The 15,979-nt window shown below is 63.9% G+C and carries 14 protein-coding genes; 9 read left to right on the top strand and 5 right to left on the bottom strand.

The features are described from left to right. Positions 1-162 precede the first annotated feature (162 nt). Positions 163-3,111 carry an isoleucine--tRNA ligase gene (gene ileS / locus OCK01_RS14455; RefSeq protein WP_263824541.1) on the bottom strand — a complete coding sequence of 983 codons (2,949 nt, stop codon included), beginning with the start codon at positions 3,109-3,111 and terminating at the stop codon, positions 163-165. 253 nt (positions 3,112-3,364) lie between these two features. After that, positions 3,365-4,243, bottom strand: coding sequence for an AraC family transcriptional regulator (locus OCK01_RS14450; protein ID WP_263824540.1), 879 nt, complete (start codon positions 4,241-4,243; stop codon positions 3,365-3,367). On the opposite strand from OCK01_RS14450, the gene OCK01_RS14445 reads away from it, so the two are divergent. Continuing rightward, on the top strand, positions 4,242-4,649 hold the full coding sequence (locus OCK01_RS14445) for a DUF2000 family protein (protein ID WP_263824539.1): 408 nt from the start codon (positions 4,242-4,244) through the stop codon (positions 4,647-4,649). The two genes, OCK01_RS14450 and OCK01_RS14445, sit on opposite strands and share 2 nt — an antisense overlap. Positions 4,650-4,656: 7 nt before the next feature. Here OCK01_RS14445 and OCK01_RS14440 read toward each other — a convergent pair whose 3' ends face one another. The 3 genes from OCK01_RS14440 to OCK01_RS14430 are packed head-to-tail and all read right to left on the bottom strand — an operon-like array spanning position 4,657 to position 6,331. Beyond that, the gene (locus tag OCK01_RS14440; protein ID WP_263824538.1) at positions 4,657-5,076 is read right to left on the bottom strand and encodes a YeeE/YedE family protein; all 420 of its coding nucleotides are present in this window, start codon (positions 5,074-5,076) and stop codon (positions 4,657-4,659) included. Further along, on the bottom strand, positions 5,076-5,501 hold the full coding sequence (locus OCK01_RS14435; RefSeq protein WP_263824537.1) for a YeeE/YedE family protein: 426 nt from the start codon (positions 5,499-5,501) through the stop codon (positions 5,076-5,078). Before OCK01_RS14435 ends, OCK01_RS14440 begins: the two co-directional genes overlap by 1 nt. Further along, complete coding sequence (locus OCK01_RS14430) at positions 5,498-6,331, bottom strand: DUF6030 family protein (protein WP_263824536.1); 834 nt, start codon at positions 6,329-6,331, stop codon at positions 5,498-5,500. Before OCK01_RS14430 ends, OCK01_RS14435 begins: the two co-directional genes overlap by 4 nt. Before the next feature lie 155 nt (positions 6,332-6,486). On the opposite strand from OCK01_RS14430, the gene OCK01_RS14425 reads away from it, so the two are divergent. The 8 genes from OCK01_RS14425 to OCK01_RS14390 all read left to right on the top strand — a co-directional run bounded on the left by OCK01_RS14425 (position 6,487) and on the right by OCK01_RS14390 (position 15,966). Then, complete coding sequence (locus OCK01_RS14425; RefSeq protein ID WP_263824535.1) at positions 6,487-9,402, top strand: aminotransferase; 2,916 nt, start codon at positions 6,487-6,489, stop codon at positions 9,400-9,402. Between the two features lie 4 nt (positions 9,403-9,406). Then, a complete protein-coding gene (locus OCK01_RS14420) occupies positions 9,407-10,024 on the top strand; it encodes a hypothetical protein (RefSeq protein ID WP_263824534.1) in 618 nt (205 codons plus the stop codon). A gap of 87 nt (positions 10,025-10,111) precedes the next feature. Continuing rightward, positions 10,112-11,389, top strand: a complete 1,278-nt coding sequence (locus tag OCK01_RS14415) for an NAD(P)/FAD-dependent oxidoreductase (protein ID WP_263824533.1) — start codon at positions 10,112-10,114, stop codon at positions 11,387-11,389. A 64-nt stretch (positions 11,390-11,453) separates the two neighbouring features. Beyond that, complete coding sequence (locus tag OCK01_RS14410; RefSeq protein ID WP_263824532.1) at positions 11,454-12,338, top strand: ABC transporter permease; 885 nt, start codon at positions 11,454-11,456, stop codon at positions 12,336-12,338. Beyond that, a complete protein-coding gene (locus OCK01_RS14405) occupies positions 12,335-13,132 on the top strand; it encodes an ABC transporter permease (protein WP_263824531.1) in 798 nt (265 codons plus the stop codon). The genes OCK01_RS14410 and OCK01_RS14405 overlap by 4 nt, the downstream gene beginning before the upstream one ends. Before the next feature lie 35 nt (positions 13,133-13,167). Then, complete coding sequence (locus tag OCK01_RS14400) at positions 13,168-14,226, top strand: ABC transporter substrate-binding protein (RefSeq protein WP_263824530.1); 1,059 nt, start codon at positions 13,168-13,170, stop codon at positions 14,224-14,226. Positions 14,227-14,294: 68 nt separating this feature from the next. Further along, a complete protein-coding gene (locus OCK01_RS14395; protein WP_412179020.1) occupies positions 14,295-14,891 on the top strand; it encodes a cupin domain-containing protein in 597 nt (198 codons plus the stop codon). Next, positions 14,884-15,966 (top strand): ABC transporter ATP-binding protein, encoded by a 1,083-nt coding sequence (locus OCK01_RS14390; RefSeq protein WP_263824529.1) that lies wholly within the window; start codon positions 14,884-14,886, stop codon positions 15,964-15,966. The genes OCK01_RS14395 and OCK01_RS14390 overlap by 8 nt, the downstream gene beginning before the upstream one ends. Positions 15,967-15,979: the final 13 nt, after the last annotated feature.

Genomic DNA, 15,979 nt, shown 5'->3' with positions numbered 1-15,979 from the left:
GGAATAGTCGGTTTAACGAAAATTCCGGCCATTTTCAGGCAGCTTTTACCGGAGATGGGCCGCAAGCGCAAATGATTCCGATCCGGAATTGCATCCTGTCAACTCGCAAGGCCGTTGTCCTCTACGGAAAACGGCGCCCGGAGGCGCCGTTTCGAGTCGTGATCAGCCGTTGAGCGCGGCCAGTTCGCGGAGCGCCTGCGCATCGCGCGCCGACACATCCGGATAATCGGGATCGGAGCCGACATCGCGGGTGATCTTCCAGGAGCGGGCGCATTTGACCCCTTCCGCCCGCTTGGGCTCCACGGACACCTGAGCCACGTCTTCCGAACGGAAGGCGTCGGCGGGGCCTTCGCCCGTCACGAGCGCAATGTCGGAGGTGATGCAGATCTCAGCGAAGTCCAGCCCGTCCAGCGCCGCCATCAGCTCGGCGTCGGCGATATGGACGACGGGGGCCGCTTCGAGCGAGGAGCCGATGCGCTTGTCCTTGCGTTCGATCTCCAGCGCGCCTGTGACGGCGCGGCGCACCGCGCGCACCTTCTTCCACTTCTCGGCCAGCGCCTCGTTCGACCAGTCGGCCGGGATCGCCGGGAACTGTTCGAGATGCACCGATTGAGCCGAGGGATCGCGCGACAGCCAGGCCTCTTCCATGGTGAAGGGCATCATCGGCGCAAACCAGGTGACCAGGCAGTCGAACAGCTTGCGGATGACGAACAGGGCCGAGCAGCGCTTCGGGCTCGACGGCGCGTCGCAATAGAGCGTGTCCTTGCGGATATCGAAATAGAAGGCCGACAATTCGACATTGGCGAAATCCGACAGCGAGCGGACGATGCGCTTGAAGTCGAATTCGTCATAGCCCTGGCGCACCACCGCATCGAGTTCGGCGAGGCGATGCAGCATCAGCTTTTCGAGTTCCGGCAGCTCGGCGTAAGCGATGTCCTCGCCCTTGTCATGGGCGAGCGTGCCGAGCATCCAGCGGATCGTGTTGCGGATCTTGCGATAGGCGTCAATATTGGTCTGGATGATCGTCTTGCCGAGACGCTGGTCTTCCCAGTAATCGGTGTTCATCACCCAGAGGCGCAGGATATCGGCGCCCGACTGGCCCATCACTTCCTGCGGCGTCACGGTGTTGCCGAGCGACTTCGACATCTTGCGGCCGTCTTCGGCCATGGTGAAGCCATGGGTGATGACCGTGTCATAGGGCGCGCGGCCGCGCGTGGCGCAGCTTTCGAGCAGCGAGGAATGGAACCAGCCGCGATGCTGGTCCGAGCCTTCGAGATAGACGTCGGCGGGCCATTTCAGGTCCGGACGGTCTTCGAGCGTAAAGGTGTGCGTCGAGCCAGAATCGAACCAGACGTCGAGAATGTCGGTGACCATCTGCCACGTCTCGCCGTCATGCTCGGAGCCCAGGAAGCGCTCCTTGGCGCCCTCGGCGAACCAGGCGTCGGCGCCTTCGGTCTCGAAGGCTTCCAGAATGCGGGCGTTGACCGCCTCGTCCTTCAAGACATTGCCGTCCTTGTCGGCGAAGACGCAGATCGGCACGCCCCAGGCGCGCTGGCGCGACAGAACCCAATCGGGACGCTGCTCGATCATGGCGCGCAGACGGTTCTGGCCGCCCGCCGGCACGAAGCGGGTCTGGTCGATGGCGTTGAGCGCGCGCGAGCGCAGCGTTGCGCCATCGCCGAGGTCCTTGTCCATATAGACGAACCATTGCGGCGTGTTGCGGAAGATCACCGGCTTCTTGGAGCGCCAGCTATGCGGATAGTCATGCTTGATGCGGCCGCGGGCAAAGAGGTTGTTTGCGGCGATCAGCGCCTCGATGACGCGCTTGTTGGCGTCGCCCTTCTTGCCGTTGTCGTCCATGACGCGGGCCGCGCCGCCTTCGGCCGAGGGGCCGAAACCGGGGGCTTCATCGGTGTAGAAGCCGTCGTCGCCGACGGTGAAGGGGATCTTGGACGAGATGCCGCGCGCTTCCAGCGCCCGGGCATTGGCCATCCAGGCGTCGAAGTCTTCGCGGCCATGGCTCGGCGCGGTGTGCACGAAACCGGTGCCGGCGTCGTCGGTGACATGGTCGCCGTCGAGCAGGGGCACGGCGAAGTCGTAGCCGAGTGAGGCGAGCGGATGGCTGCAGGTGATGGCGGCAAGTTCATCGCCGCTCACGCCGCGCAGGCGGGTGAATTCGAGCTTGGCCTTGGCAAAGGCCTCCGCCGCCAGCTTATCGGCGAAGATCAGTTTTTCGCCCGGCTGCGGACCGAAATCGTTGGCGGCCGCCGTAACTTCATACAGGCCGTATTCGATGCGGGACGAGAAAGAGATGGCGCGGTTGCCCGGAATGGTCCAGGGCGTGGTGGTCCAGATGACGACGGAGGCCACGCCAGCAAGAGACTCCGGTAATTCAAACTTTCCATCGACTACTGGAGCACGGCGAATGTCTTCGACGACCGGGAACTTCACCCAGATTGTATCGCTTTCGACCTCGTGATATTCGACCTCGGCTTCCGCAAGCGCCGTGCGCTCGACCACCGACCACATGATCGGCTTGGAGCCGCGATAGAGCTGGCCCGACATGGCGATCTTCAGAAGCTCGCCGGCGATGCGGGCTTCGGAATGATAGTTCATGGTCGTGTAGGGATTGTCGAAATCGCCTTCGATGCCGAGGCGGCGGAATTCTTCCGACTGGACATTGATCCAGCCCTGCGCGAAGTCGCGGCATTCGCGGCGGAATTCGTTGACCGGGACCTCGTTCTTGTCCTTGCCCTTTTCGCGGTACTTTTCCTCGATCTTCCATTCGATCGGCAGGCCGTGGCAATCCCAGCCCGGCACGTAATTGGCGTCGTAGCCGCGCATCTGGAACGAGCGGGTGATGACATCCTTCAGCACCTTGTTGAGCGCATGGCCGATATGGATATTGCCGTTGGCGTAGGGCGGGCCGTCATGCAGCACGAATTTCTGCCGGCCGGCGGCGGAGGCGCGCAACTGCTTGTAGAGATCCTGCTCCTTCCAGCGCTTGGCGATCTCCGGCTCCTTCTGCGGCAGGCCGGCGCGCATGGGAAAATCCGTCTGCGGGAGAAAAAGCGTCGAGGAATAGTCGTTCTTGTCTGCGGTGTCGTTCATCGTCATACCGTCTTATGCGCTCGCGCCCGGTCGCGGGGGAGGGGCGGACAGCGCCTGCGAAAAATGGGAACTATCGTGGATTGGAGTGGCGCAAACGCCAGAAGTCCCGGACCTTTGCTCTCGCCGGTCAGGCTGCAAAGGCCGGGCTAATAATTCGCGATATGATCCAAAGCCGCGCGCGATCCATGATGGGCGCTGTCTTAGGCGGTTTTTTTGGCAAAGGGAAGGGCGGAGGCCGCAAATGTTTGGCGCGTCAGGCCTTCCGCGCCGCCATTTGCGCCCAGCGTCCCGGCGTCGTGCCATAGGCGCTGCGAAACCAGCGGGTCAGATGCGCCTGATCCGCGAAACCTGTTTCGGCCGCGACATCGGCAATTTTCGCGCCCTCGCCGATACGCTTGCGCGCTGCCTGCAGCCGCCGCATGACCAGAAACCGGTGCGGGCTCGATCCATGCACCCGGCGAAAGGCGCGGGCGATCTGGTAGCGGTCGAGCCCCGAAACGCGCTCGAGATCCTCGGACGTAACCGGCTCGAACGTATGCGCGATCAGATAATCCCGGATGCGCCGCATATCGGGCGACGTCTTGCCGGGACCCTTGACCAATCCCCCCAGCGCCGCCAGCCTTGCGGCGAGTTCACCGAGACAGCCGTCGAGCGCGAGCGGGTCGATGTCGTCCTCCATGCCGCCGAGAAGTCCTGCGAGCAAGCGCGCCACGGCCGGATCATCGCCGACCGGCTGCTTGAGGAAGGGCAGTGACCTGATGCCCTCGGGCAGCGCGTCATAGAGCCTCGACGGCTCCAGATAGAGCATGCGGTAGCGCAGGCCCGCCTCGTCGCCGGCCTGGCCGTCATGCAGTTCGTCGGGATGCAGCGCCAGCCACTGGCCGGGCAGGCTGACGCGGCGCTCGCCCCGATAGGCGAATGTCTGCGCGCCGCGGATCGTCAGCCCCAGCGCATAGCTGTCATGGCGATGCGCCGCATAGGTGAAGCGCGACATCACCACCTCGATGCGCTCGAGCGCCCCGGCGTCGGGCGCGCGGCGAATGTGATCGCCTTCCGCGCACAGACGTTCAAGACCGGGGGTCTCCGCCCTTGCTAAGCGCCAGTCTTCATTGCCAGCCAAGGGAGCACCCATGTTCGACACCAAAATCGTCCTGATCCTGCGCGAGGACCTGCCGTCCTGGCAAGCGCTGAATGTCGCCGCCTTTCTGATGAGCGGCGTGACGGCGGGGACGCCGGAGATTATCGGCGAGCCCTATCTCGACCGCGACAACAGGCGGTTCCTGCCCATTAGCGGCCAGCCGGTCATCGTGCTCGAAGCCGATGGCGAGACGATCCGCAAGGCGGCGGCGCGGATGAAAGAACAGGGCATCGAGGGATCGGCCTATATCGAAGAGATGTTCTCGACCGGCCACGACGCCGCCAACCGCGCCGTCTTTTCGGAATTCGGCGCCGATGACGCCAAATTCGTCGGCCTCGGCTATCGCGCGCCCAAGAAGATCGCCGACAAGATCTCCAAGGGCGCTCGCATGCATCGCTGATCCCGGGTCAATCCAGCCGAGCGAGGATCTGGCGCATCGCCATCATCCCGGCGATCATCGCCAGCAGGAAGATGTACACCGAGGCTTCGCCCAGACCGATGGCCGGAATGGCGCCACCGGGGCAGAAGCCGGCTGCACCCCAGCCGAGCCCGAACAGCGCCGCCCCGCCGATCAGCCTGCGGTCGAGCGCCGTCTTGGTCGGCTGGGCGAATTGCGCGTTGAGAACGGGCGCGCGGCGCATCCGGAAAATCAGCGCATAGCCGGGAATGGCCACCGCGAGCGCGCCGATCATCACGAAGGCCAGGCTCGGATCCCAGGTCCCGTAGATATCGAAGAAGTTCATCACCTTGGCCGGGTTGATCATGCCGGAAATCGCGATGCCCAGGCCGAAGATCGCGCCGAAGACGAGGGCGAGTAGTTCTCTCATTATACCGCTCCGATCAGATGACGGATGACGAAGACGCTGAGAAAGGCCGTCGCCATGAAGGTCAGCGTGGCGACGGCGGAGCGTTTCGAAAAACGGGCGATGCCGCAGACGCCATGTCCCGAGGGGCAGCCGCCGCCCAGCACCACGCCGAGGCCGACGGTGAAGCCGCCGGCCGCAAGCGCCCAGGGCATGGCCGGGGAGGCGAAGCCGATCTCGCCGCCGCCCTTGAGCCAGAGGATCGGCGACAGCGCCGCGCCGGCGAGAAACGCCGCTCGCCACGGCCAGTCAGCCGACAGAGGCGGCAGGACGCCGGCGAGAAGGCCGGTCATGCCGGCGATGCGGCCATGAAAGGCCATCAGCAGAACCGCGGACAGGCCGATCAGGCCGCCGCCGATCAGCGATTGCAGGGGAGTGAAGTCGGTCATGGCTCTGGTTTCGTCTCACTGTTGTCCGCCGCTGCGGTCTTGTCCGTCAAATCCGCCGGCAGCGGCAGATAGACCGTCCGGTCGAAGAAACGCCTTGTGCGCTTTTCGGCCTCGGTCAGGGCGCCGTCGCGCGACACGACGAGATTATAGCGACCGGGACCGCTGAACTCGTTGGAAAATTTCACCCTGAGACCGAAGGCGTCGAGTGAAAACGGCTTCAGCGCATTGATGTCGCGCGCATGGTCGGCGAGATCGCCCCAGCGGGTCTTCTCCGCGAGGAGCGCGAGCATTCGCGCCGCCTCCTTGGTCATCCGCGCGCGCATTTCCGGCGTGGTGAAGATGAATTTGACGCGCGCCGACAGAAGTTCGCCGTCCGGCCGGCCTTTGACCATCAGGAAGAAGCTGGATTGCTTGTCCGGCGGACCGTCCGCGCCGAACACCTGTTCCCCCCAGCATTCATAGGTCTTGCTGGTGAAGACGCCCGGCGCCCAGCCGCTCATCGCAAAGCCGGCGTCGGAAAAGCCTTGGCAAAGCGCCTTGCCGTCGATGGTGAGGCGCCGGAGAAACGCGCTTTCCGCGTCCTTCATCTCACGAAGAAAGACGATGGGATCGAGCGGAATGGCAAGATTGCGTAGTCGTTTGGTCTTGGTGGAAGAGGTCTCGACGCCGGTCGTTTGCGGCGGGGATGAAATCCCCAGCGCGTCGAGCATCCGCCTCAGATTGGCGCCGTCCCTCGCAAGCAGAACCGTCGCGCCGATCGCGCCGGCGATCACTGCGAGTGCGAACCAGAAAAACAGGGTTCCGCGTCTGCGGCTGGGAGACTTTTCCATCAGGCGCTGAGTTCCAAACCGGCGCGACTGCCCGCCGGCTTTCATTTAAGGGGACGCGGCATGTCTGGCAAGGCCGGCGGCGTCATGACGATTGCTCTAAATCATTCCAGCGATTAAGAAACCAGGCCATGTCGTCTTGCTCGGGAGAAACGCCCATGACCCATCAGAACGCCGCCCAACGCGCAGATCTTCCGCGGCCTGACGTCAGCATCGAGCAGGCGGCCGCGATTTTGCGAGACGACTATGGCCTAGAAGGGCGGATCGTCGAACTCGGCAGCCAGCAGGATCGCAATTTCCGCATTCGGACTGAGGCCGGCGACGCCTTCGTGCTGAAAATCTCCCGCGCGGAGTATTCGCTCACCGAACTCGAGGCCCAGAACGAGGCGATGCGCGTCATAGCAGCCAAAGCCCAAGGCTTTGAAGCGCCGCAGCCGGTCGCAGCGGGGTCGGGCGCTGAAATATTGCAACTTGTCATAGGAGATCAGGCTTGCCGCGCCCGCCTGCTGACCTATCTCGAAGGCGAACCGCTGACCCGCCGCAAGCATCTGTCGAACAAGACGCGACGCGCGCTGGGTCGCGTTTCGGCGGAGGTGGCGGCGACGCTCGCCGATTTCGACCACCCCGGCCTGGACCGCGCTCTGCAATGGGACATGCGCGCCGCCCACAGCGTCACGCTCGCGATGGCGTCGGCTATTCCCGATCCCGCCCGTCGCGCCGCAGTGCTGACGGGGACGGAGGCCGCCGAGGCGCATCTCGCCCCGTTGCGCGACAAACTCAGGCTGCAGGCCGTGCATCACGACGTGACCGACGACAATGTCGTCGCCCGCATCGGGGATGACGGTCATCCGGTTCCTGTCGGCGTGATCGATTTCGGCGATCTCATGCGCGGCTGGGTGGTCGGCGATCTCGCGGTCACCTGCTCCTCGCTCCTGCATCACGCTGCTGGCGATCCCTTCTTCATTCTGCCTGCGGTCGAGGCTTTCCATGCGGCCTATCCACTGACAGACAGCGAATTGCGGGCGCTCTGGCCGCTGATCGTGCAGCGCGCCTGCGTCCTGGCCGCTTCGGGCGAACAGCAATTGGCGGTGGAGCCCGACAACGCCTATGTCGCCGGCAATATCGATCATGAACGCGAGATCCTTCGCGTCGCCGTCAGCCTGCCCATCGCGGTGGTGCAGGCGGCTATCCTCGACGCCGTCGGCGCCTTGCCGGCGGCCCCGGCGTCCGACGTGGCGCCGCTTCTCGAACAGGTCGATGCCGCCACGGTGACCGTGCTCCGGCTCGATCCGCTCTCCGAGGTCTACCGTTCCGGCAACTGGCTGGAAGCCGATATCGATCGGCGGTTGCTGACGGAGGCCGCAGCAGAAACCGGCTTCGCAGCCACCTGCTACGGCGAACGCCGCCTCAGCCGCGCGACCCATCACGCGCCGCAGGCGCCGGCATCGACAGCGCTCGGCGTGGATCTCGCAGCTCCCAAGGGCGCGCGCCTTCAGGCGCCCTTCGCCGGTAGCCTCGTCCAGTCCGAGGGGGTGTTGGCCTTTATTGGGCAGGATCTCACGCTGTGGCTGACCGGCGCCGAGCCGCTGGCGCCCATCGGCGGGACGGTCCGGACCGGAGAGGCGATCGCCGCTGTCGTCGAAGGCGGCGTGATCGGCATCCAGTTGAGCCGCCTCGGCGAGATAAAGCCGCAGGCTTTTGTCGCCGACCATCAGGCGACCGCCTGGAAACATCTCTGCCCGTCGCCATCTGCGCTTCTGGGCATGGATCTGGACGCGCCGGAGTTGGCCAACGATGATCTGATGGCGGTGCGTCAGGCGCATTTCGCCAAGCCGCAGAAGAACTATTACCAGAACCCGCCGCAGATCGAACGCGGCTGGCGCGAGCAGATGTACGGCACCAATGGCCGCGCCTATCTCGACATGGTCAACAATGTCGCCATCCTCGGTCATGGCCACGAGAAGCTCTCGGCGGCGGTGGCGCGGCAATGGAGCCTGCTCAACACCAATTCCCGCTTCCACTATGCCGGGATCGCTGATTTTTCCAAACGCCTGGTCGATCTCGCGCCCGAACGTCTTGACACGGTCTTCCTCGTCAATTCCGGATCGGAGGCCAACGATCTCGCGCTCCGGCTTGCCTGGGCGCATTCCGGCGCGCGCAACATGCTCTGCCTGCTCGAGGCCTATCATGGCTGGACGGTCGCCTCCGACGCTGTCTCGACCTCGATCGCGGATAATCCGCACGCGCTGACCACGCGTCCCTCCTGGGTCCACGCTGTCACCTCGCCCAACACCTATCGCGGCCCCTATCGGGGATCGGATTCCGCCCCCGGTTATGTCGCCGAAGTGGAAAAGGCGCTCAAACGGCTGGACGAAAAAGGTGAGGCCCTGGCGGGCTTCATCTGCGAAAGCGTCTATGGCAATTCCGGCGGTATTCCGCTGCCCAAAGGCTATCTCAAGGCCGTCTACGAGATGGTCCGCGCCCGGGGCGGCGTGACCATCGCCGACGAGGTGCAGGTCGGTTTCGGTCGTCTCGGCCATTACTTCTGGGGTTTTGAGGAGCAGGGCGTCACGCCAGATATCATCACCATCGCCAAGGGCATGGGCAACGGTCATCCTCTGGGCGCCGTCATCACCAGCCGCGCCATTGCCGACAGTCTGGAGAAAGAAGGTTATTTCTTCTCCTCCGCCGGCGGCAGCCCGGTGTCATGCGTGGTCGGCATGACCGTGCTCGACGCGCTGTTCGAGGAAAAACTGCAGGACAATGCGCGTGAGGTGGGCGATCATCTCAAGGCCCGGCTGGAGGCGCTCGGCCAGCGTTTCGATCTCGTCGGCGCTGTCCATGGCATGGGCCTCTATCTCGGCCTGGAATTCGTCCGCGACCGGCAGACGCTCGCGCCCGCGACGGTCGAGACGGCGCGGATCTGCGACCGCCTGCTCGAACTCGGCGTGATCATGCAGCCGACCGGCGATCACCTCAACGTGTTGAAGATCAAGCCGCCGATGTGCCTGTCCAAGGCCAGCGCCGACTATTTCGTCGACATGCTCGCCCGCGTTCTCGACGAAGGCTGGTGACCTGATGCCCCGCGCCAACCGCGTGACGCCCTTCGGAACCTTCGAGGCGTCGCCGGCGCGGGGTCTGCTCATGGGCAATCGTGGCGATCTGCATGACAGGGAAGGCCGCATCGCCAAGACCTGGCGGAGCAGAGCCTGGATCAGCTGCACGCTTGAACCCCGGTCTTCGGGCTATCGGGTGACCTTCGACCAGAGGGGCCATTACACGCCGCTGTTTTTTCTCGACGAAGCGGTGGCTCTGTCAGCGGGTCATCGTCCCTGTGCGCTCTGCCGCCGCCCGGCCTACAATGCGTTCCGTGCAGCATTGGCGGAGGGGCTTGATGTCAGTGTGCGTACTCTTTCGGCGCCCGCGATGGATCAGATCCTGCATCAGGCGCGTCTGCCGCGAGATGCAGCGGCGGACGTTGGAAATATCTCAGATCTGCCGGACGGCGCCTTCGTTCTCCATCGCCAGGCGCCGCATCTCCTCTGGAATAACAGGCTTCATCCCTGGAGCCATGCCGGCTACGGTCCCGCGAGCGCCTGCAATCCCGAAAGCGAGGTCCAGCCGCTGACGCCGGCGCCCATTCTCGCTGCGCTAAAGGCGGGCTATCGCCCGCTGACGGAGATCGGCACCGGTTGATGGCGCGCTTCAAATAAATGAAAATTCCTGTTCCAATTTCATTTTTCGGCGATATGCTGATGAAGACTTGAAAACAGGGGCGGGATGATGCTGACCAACGATCCGGTCTGGTCCTATGAAGCGCGGCGGCAAAACATGCCGAAAACCAAAGTCGATCAAGGCGCCGTCGATCTTCTGGTGATTGGCGGGGGCTTTTGCGGGCTGACCGCCGCCCTCCACGCCGCGCGCCAGGGTCTCGGCGTATGCCTGGTGGATGCCGGTCGGATCGGCGACGGCGCAAGCGGGTTGAATGGCGGCCAGGTCATCCCCGGGCTCAAATATGATCCGGATTGGCTTCTCAGGCATTTCGGCGAAAAGCGCGGCGCTGCGGTCGTCGATTTCGTCTCGCGCACGGCGGACGCCGTCTTCGATCTCATCGACCGTGAAAAGCTCGATGTCCCACGTTCGCGTTCGGGCTGGATTCAGGCCTGCCATACGGAAAAAGCTCTGGCCGCCGCGACTGCGCGCTACAAACAATGGCGCGGCTACAGCGATCAGGTCGAGATGCTGGATGCAAAGGGCATCCAGTCCGCAATCGGCGCCGACAACTATCTCGGCGGCTTTCACGACCGCCGCGCCGGCGTGATCAATCCGCTGTCGCTCGCGCTGGAATTGGCGCGGCTTGTCCGCGAAACCGGCGTCGATATCCGGGAAAACAGCCGTTGCGTCAGTCTTGCGCGCCGAGACAATGTCTGGATCGCCCGGCTCGCCGATGGGGTCGAGATTCGCGCCGGCAAGGTGCTGCTGGCCGCCAACGCCTATTCCGATGGCTTGATCCCGGGTCTCGCCGCCACGCTCGTGCCGCTGCATTCCCTGCAGATCGCCACCGCGCCAATCGCCGAGGAAGACCTCAGGCCGATCCTGCCGGCCGGGCAGGCGGTGTCGGATTCCCGGCGCATCCTCGTCTATTACCGCCGCGCCACCGGCAACCGGCTCATTCTCGGCGGTCGAGGGCCGATGCGCCTGCCGCGCGGCCAACAGGATTGGGCGCATCTCGAACGGGCGCTGGTTCGCCTGTTTCCGTCCTTGCGCGGCGTGGCGATTGAGCGGCGCTGGTTCGGTCGCGTCGCGGTCACGCTCGATCATCTGCCGCATGTGCACGAGCCCGAGCCGGGTCTGGTGACTATGGTCGGCTGCCAGGGGCGCGGCGTCGGCCTGATGACCGCGTCCGGACCACGTCTTGTCGACTATCTCCTGAGCGGCGATCCGGAGCGGCTGCCTTTGCCGCTGACGCCGATCGCGCCCATTCCCTTCCACCGTTTTCGCCAGATCGGCGTCGGCGCGATGATTGCCTGGTACCGCATGTTGGATGCTCTCGAGCAGTGAAGCGTGCTTGACTCTTTCTAAAAAATGAAAATGATGAATCGGATTTCATATTTGGATAGGCGCCATGACGGTGATTGAGGAGACTGAGCGGCACGGAGGCGCATCGCGTGCGGTGTTTCGCGCCGTGCTGCTGACGCCCGGCTCCTTCGTCGCCTTCGTACTCATCCTCTTTTCGCTGGCGCTGGTGCTGTTTCTCTCGCTTCGCGTCAATGACGGTTCGCTGACCGGCGCCGGCGCGACGCTGGCCAACTACGTCACCATCGCCACCGATCCGCTCTATGCCATGGTTGCGTTGCGCTCCCTGGTCATCGCCGGACTGGTGACGGCGGCGACCGTGGCGACAGCCTATCCGGTCGCCTATTTCCTCGCCTTCTACGCGGGCCGCCACCGCAGCCTCATCCTGTTTCTGGTCACGCTGCCGTTCTGGACCAGCTATCTGCTGCGGGTCTTCGCCTGGAAGGTCGTGCTCGCCTACAACGGCGTCTTGAATTCGGCGCTGGTCGGCAGCGGCCTGCTCAGCGAGCCGTCTCTGGCGTTTCTCAACACGCCCGCCGCCGTGGTGCTGACGCTCGCCCATGCCTATGCGCCTTTCGCGATCCTGCCGATTTTCGTTGCGCTCGACACGATGCCACGTTCCCTACTGGAAGCCGCCGCCGATCTCGGCGCTAAGCCCATGACCGCCTTCCGCCGCATCGTGCTTCCTTATTCGATGCCGGGCGTTCTCTCCGGCGCGCTCGTCGTCTTCGTGCCCACCGTCGGCGATTATGTGACGCCGGCGCTGGTGGGCGGTCCGCAAAGCGTGATGATCGGCTCGCTGATCCAGGCCCAGTTCGGCAAGGCCAATGACTGGCCGTTCGGCGCGGCGCTGGCTGTTTCCGTGATGGGACTGATCCTGGCGCTTATCCTCGTCGCCCGCTGGGTCGACCGCCGCTATGGGAGCCGCCAATGACCGCGCGCGCTCCTCGTCTCGACGCCGGTGGTCTGCTCTGGGTGTATGTCACGGCCTATCTGGTCTTTCTCTATCTGCCGGTCTGCCTGATCCCGCTCTTTTCGTTCAACGATGCGGTGCAGGCGTCTTTCCCGCTTAAGGGCTTCACGCTCGATTGGTACAAGGCGCTTATCGGCAATGAGGCGCTGGCGGCCGCTGTCGTCAACAGCCTGATCGTCGGCTTGACCTCGGCCTTTCTCGCAACGCTTTGCGGCGGCGCGATCGCCTATATGGATGTGTTCGGCCAGTCGGTCTTCGCCAATCTCGTCTCGGCCATCGCCCGCCTGCCTATTCTAATTCCCGGCGTCATCCTCGGCATTTCGCTGCTCATCCTGGTCAATCTCGCCGGCCTCGGCCCCTCGCTGACGGCCATGGTGGCGGGGCATGTGCTCGCTGGCCTGCCGACCACCGTGATGGTCATGCGCTCGCGCTTCCAGAACATCCCCCGCAGTATTCCCGAAGCCGCAGAGGATCTCGGCGCGCGGGAATTCCTGGTGCTTTGGAAAGTCATGCTGCCACTCTCGGCCTCCGCCATCGGCTCGGCCTTCATGCTGGCTTTCCTGACCAGCTTCGACGAATTCATCATCGCATTTTTCCTGGCCGGCTCTGATCAGACGCTGCCGCTGTTCATCTGGAGCCAGCTGCGCTTTCCGAAATCGCTGCCGATGGTCATGGCGCTTGGTAGCGTCATCCTGGCGGTGAGTATCGCCATCGCCGCCGCTGCGGAACTGCTCCGCCGGCGCGGCCAGACGTGAATGGTCCAATCATAATAACGAAGAGGAGAACGCGCATGAAAACTGGAAGACTGACCAAGATCCTGAGTGGCGCGCTCGCGGCGGCTCTGATCACGACGAGCGGGTTGGCGCAGGCCGCCGACAAGCTGTCTTATTTCACCTGGTCCGGCTATGAACTGCCGGAATTCAGCAAGTCCTATCTCGCCGCGCATCCCGATGCGATCGAATATGCGATGTTCGGCGATGACGACGACGCCTTCACCAAGGTCAAGGCCGGCTTCCGGCCCGATGTCGCCCATCCCTGCTATGACAAGATCGCCCGCTGGAACAAGGAAGGCCTGCTGCAGCCGATCGACACCAAGCGCATCAAGAACTGGGACAAGATCTTCCCGACCTTCCGCAATCTCCCGGACCTCCAGGCCGGCGACGGCAAGGTCTGGATGGTGCCTTGGGATTGGGGCAACACCTCCATTCTCTACCGAACCGATTTGGTCGAAAACCCGGAAAAGAGCTGGTCGCTGCTCTGGGACAAGCAATATGCCGGTCGTATGGCCACGATCGACGCCGTGCATGACACGCCGCTGGTCGCCGCCCTTCTTGCCGGCGTCAACCCCTTCGACATGAGCGCGGCCGATCTCGACAAGGTCGCCGAGAAACTGCGCGAGCAACGGCCGCTGATGTCCACCTACACAACCGACATGACTTCGGTGGAGCAGTCGCTGGCGAGCGGCGAACTAGTGGCCGCCATGACCTGGAACGCGTCGGCCGTGGCGCTGAAGAAGCAGGGCGTGCCGGTGGAGTTCATGAAGCCGAAGGAAGGCATGCTGACCTGGACCTGCGGCTATGTGATGCTGAAGGACGCCAAGAATGTCGATCTGGCCTATGATTTCATCAACAGCCGCCTCGAAGCCGAATCCGGCAAGAAGTTGATCGAGGATTACGGCTATGGCGCCTCAACCGAGACCGCTTTCGCCGCGGTTCCGGCCGAGACGCTCAAGACGCTTGAACTGCCGTCCAATCCGGACGACATGCTCAAGACCACGGTGTTCACCGGGCCGATGAAGCAGAATGACCAGCTCGCCAAGATGTTCGAGAAGGTCAAGGCGGGCGGCTGAGCCCAGCGCGTCGCCGCCGTCCCCAGGGGCGGCGGCGTTCATACAGAAAGGACCTGCCCTTGGAAGAGATGACGGCAAGACAGATGCGCGATGCGGCGGAAGCCGATGTCATCGTCGGCAGGCGTGTGCGCGCGCTCAGGCTCGAGCGCAACATGTCGCTGACGGAGCTCGCCGCCCGCACCGGCATTTCGATCGGCGCGCTCAGCCAGATCGAGCGCGGTCTGAGCTCCCTGCGCGTCAAGGTCATCTGGCCCTTGGCGGCGGCGCTGTCGGTGGAGCCGGGCGCGCTGATCGGCGAGGGGACCGACAATGCCAACGATCTCTATTGCGTCCGATCCCAGTCGCGCCGCCCTTTGCCGGTCCATTCGGAAGGCATCGCCAAATGGCTGCTTTCGCCGCCGGGATCGCAACTGACCGGAATGCTGGTGACGGTGGAGCCGGGCGGCGGCACCGCCGAAGCCTATGCCCATAGCGGTCATGAATTCGGTTATGTGCTGACGGGTGATGTGGAGCTGGAGATCGATGGCGGAACCTATCAATTGAAGCAGGGCGACAGCTTCGCCTTCAAGAGCACATTGATGCACGCCTTCACCAACAGAGGCGCCGTCCGCGCCGAGATCCTCTGGGTCAACACCAACAAGCCTCCGGAGGCCGACAATGGCTGATCCTCTGCTGTCGCTCTCCAAGATTCGAAAAGTGTTTCCCGGCGGCTTGGTCGGCCTCGACGATATCGATCTCGACATCGCGCCCGGCGAATTTCTGAGCCTGCTCGGGCCGTCCGGCTGCGGCAAGACGACCACGTTGCGGGTGATCGCCGGCTTTGAAAGCCCGACGTCAGGCTCGGTGCTGCTCGAAGGGCGCGATATCACGCCGCTCCGGCCCTATGATCGCCCGGTGAACACCGTCTTTCAGGACTACGCTTTGTTTCCGCATATGGATGTGACGGAGAATATCGCCTTCGGTCTGTCGCTGCGAAAGATCCCGTCCGCCGAACGCCGCAAAAAGGTTCAGGCGGCGCTGGAGATGGTCGGCCTACCGGACAAAGCCGAAGCCCGGGTTGGCGCGCTCTCCGGCGGCCAGCGCCAGCGCGTCGCGCTCGCCCGCGCCATCGTCTGCGAGCCCAAACTTCTCTTGCTCGACGAGCCGCTGTCGGCGCTGGATGCGCATCTGCGCGAGCAGATGCAGGTAGAGCTGAAGCGGCTGCAGCACGAGATCGGCGCGACTTTCGTGATGGTCACCCATGACCAGACCGAAGCGCTGTCGATCTCCGATCGCATCGTGGTGATGAACAAGGGCCGAATAGAGCAGGCCGCTTCTCCCGCCGAACTCTATGACCGGCCCGCCACCCGTTTCGTCGCCGGCTTTATCGGCACCATGAACCTTTTGCCGGCGCGGGTGGTCGGTGTCTCCGCTTCTGGGGTCGACGTCGACGTCGATGGCTGGACCTTGACCATACCTTCCGATGGGGCGTCGACAAACAGGCTCGGAGACGATGTCACAATCGGCGTCAGGCCTGAGGACCTGTTCGTTTCGCGTGACGCGGGCGCCGGAGATTTGCTAGGAACGGCGGTCAGCGTCGTGTTCCACGGCAAGTCGCTTCGACTGCGCGTCGAAACGAGCCGGGGCAAGACGCTGTCCGTGGATGTGCCGCGGCAAGGGGAACAAAACATCGTCGAACCGGGCGCGACCGTGGCTCTGTCGCTGCGTCCCGGGGCGGCCTGCCCGCTGATGGCGGGTTGAAAGCTGAAGCAAG

It is taken from the genome of Rhizobium sp. TRM95796 (assembly GCF_025779995.1).
Taxonomy (GTDB): Bacteria; Pseudomonadota; Alphaproteobacteria; order Rhizobiales; family Rhizobiaceae; genus Rhizobium_E.
This window is presented reverse-complemented; position numbering and strand designations above follow the sequence as displayed.

Bases quoted from the DNA above. Each gene is read 5' to 3' on its own strand.
- OCK01_RS14435 (WP_263824537.1), bottom strand. From the start codon at position 5,501: ATGACCGACTTCACTCCCCTGCAATCGCTGATCGGCGGCGGCCTGATC.
- OCK01_RS14445 (WP_263824539.1), top strand. From the start codon at position 4,242: ATGTTCGACACCAAAATCGTCCTGATCCTGCGCGAGGACCTGCCGTCC.
- OCK01_RS14415 (WP_263824533.1), top strand. From the start codon at position 10,112: ATGCTGACCAACGATCCGGTCTGGTCCTATGAAGCGCGGCGGCAAAAC.
- OCK01_RS14450 (WP_263824540.1), bottom strand. From the start codon at position 4,243: ATGGGTGCTCCCTTGGCTGGCAATGAAGACTGGCGCTTAGCAAGGGCG.
- OCK01_RS14440 (WP_263824538.1), bottom strand. From the start codon at position 5,076: ATGAGAGAACTACTCGCCCTCGTCTTCGGCGCGATCTTCGGCCTGGGC.
- OCK01_RS14430 (WP_263824536.1), bottom strand. From the start codon at position 6,331: ATGGAAAAGTCTCCCAGCCGCAGACGCGGAACCCTGTTTTTCTGGTTC.
- OCK01_RS14410 (WP_263824532.1), top strand. From the start codon at position 11,454: ATGACGGTGATTGAGGAGACTGAGCGGCACGGAGGCGCATCGCGTGCG.
- OCK01_RS14395 (WP_412179020.1), top strand. From the start codon at position 14,295: ATGACGGCAAGACAGATGCGCGATGCGGCGGAAGCCGATGTCATCGTC.
- OCK01_RS14390 (WP_263824529.1), top strand. From the start codon at position 14,884: ATGGCTGATCCTCTGCTGTCGCTCTCCAAGATTCGAAAAGTGTTTCCC.
- OCK01_RS14420 (WP_263824534.1), top strand. From the start codon at position 9,407: ATGCCCCGCGCCAACCGCGTGACGCCCTTCGGAACCTTCGAGGCGTCG.
- ileS (WP_263824541.1), bottom strand. From the start codon at position 3,111: ATGAACGACACCGCAGACAAGAACGACTATTCCTCGACGCTTTTTCTC.
- OCK01_RS14425 (WP_263824535.1), top strand. From the start codon at position 6,487: ATGACCCATCAGAACGCCGCCCAACGCGCAGATCTTCCGCGGCCTGAC.
- OCK01_RS14400 (WP_263824530.1), top strand. From the start codon at position 13,168: ATGAAAACTGGAAGACTGACCAAGATCCTGAGTGGCGCGCTCGCGGCG.
- OCK01_RS14405 (WP_263824531.1), top strand. From the start codon at position 12,335: ATGACCGCGCGCGCTCCTCGTCTCGACGCCGGTGGTCTGCTCTGGGTG.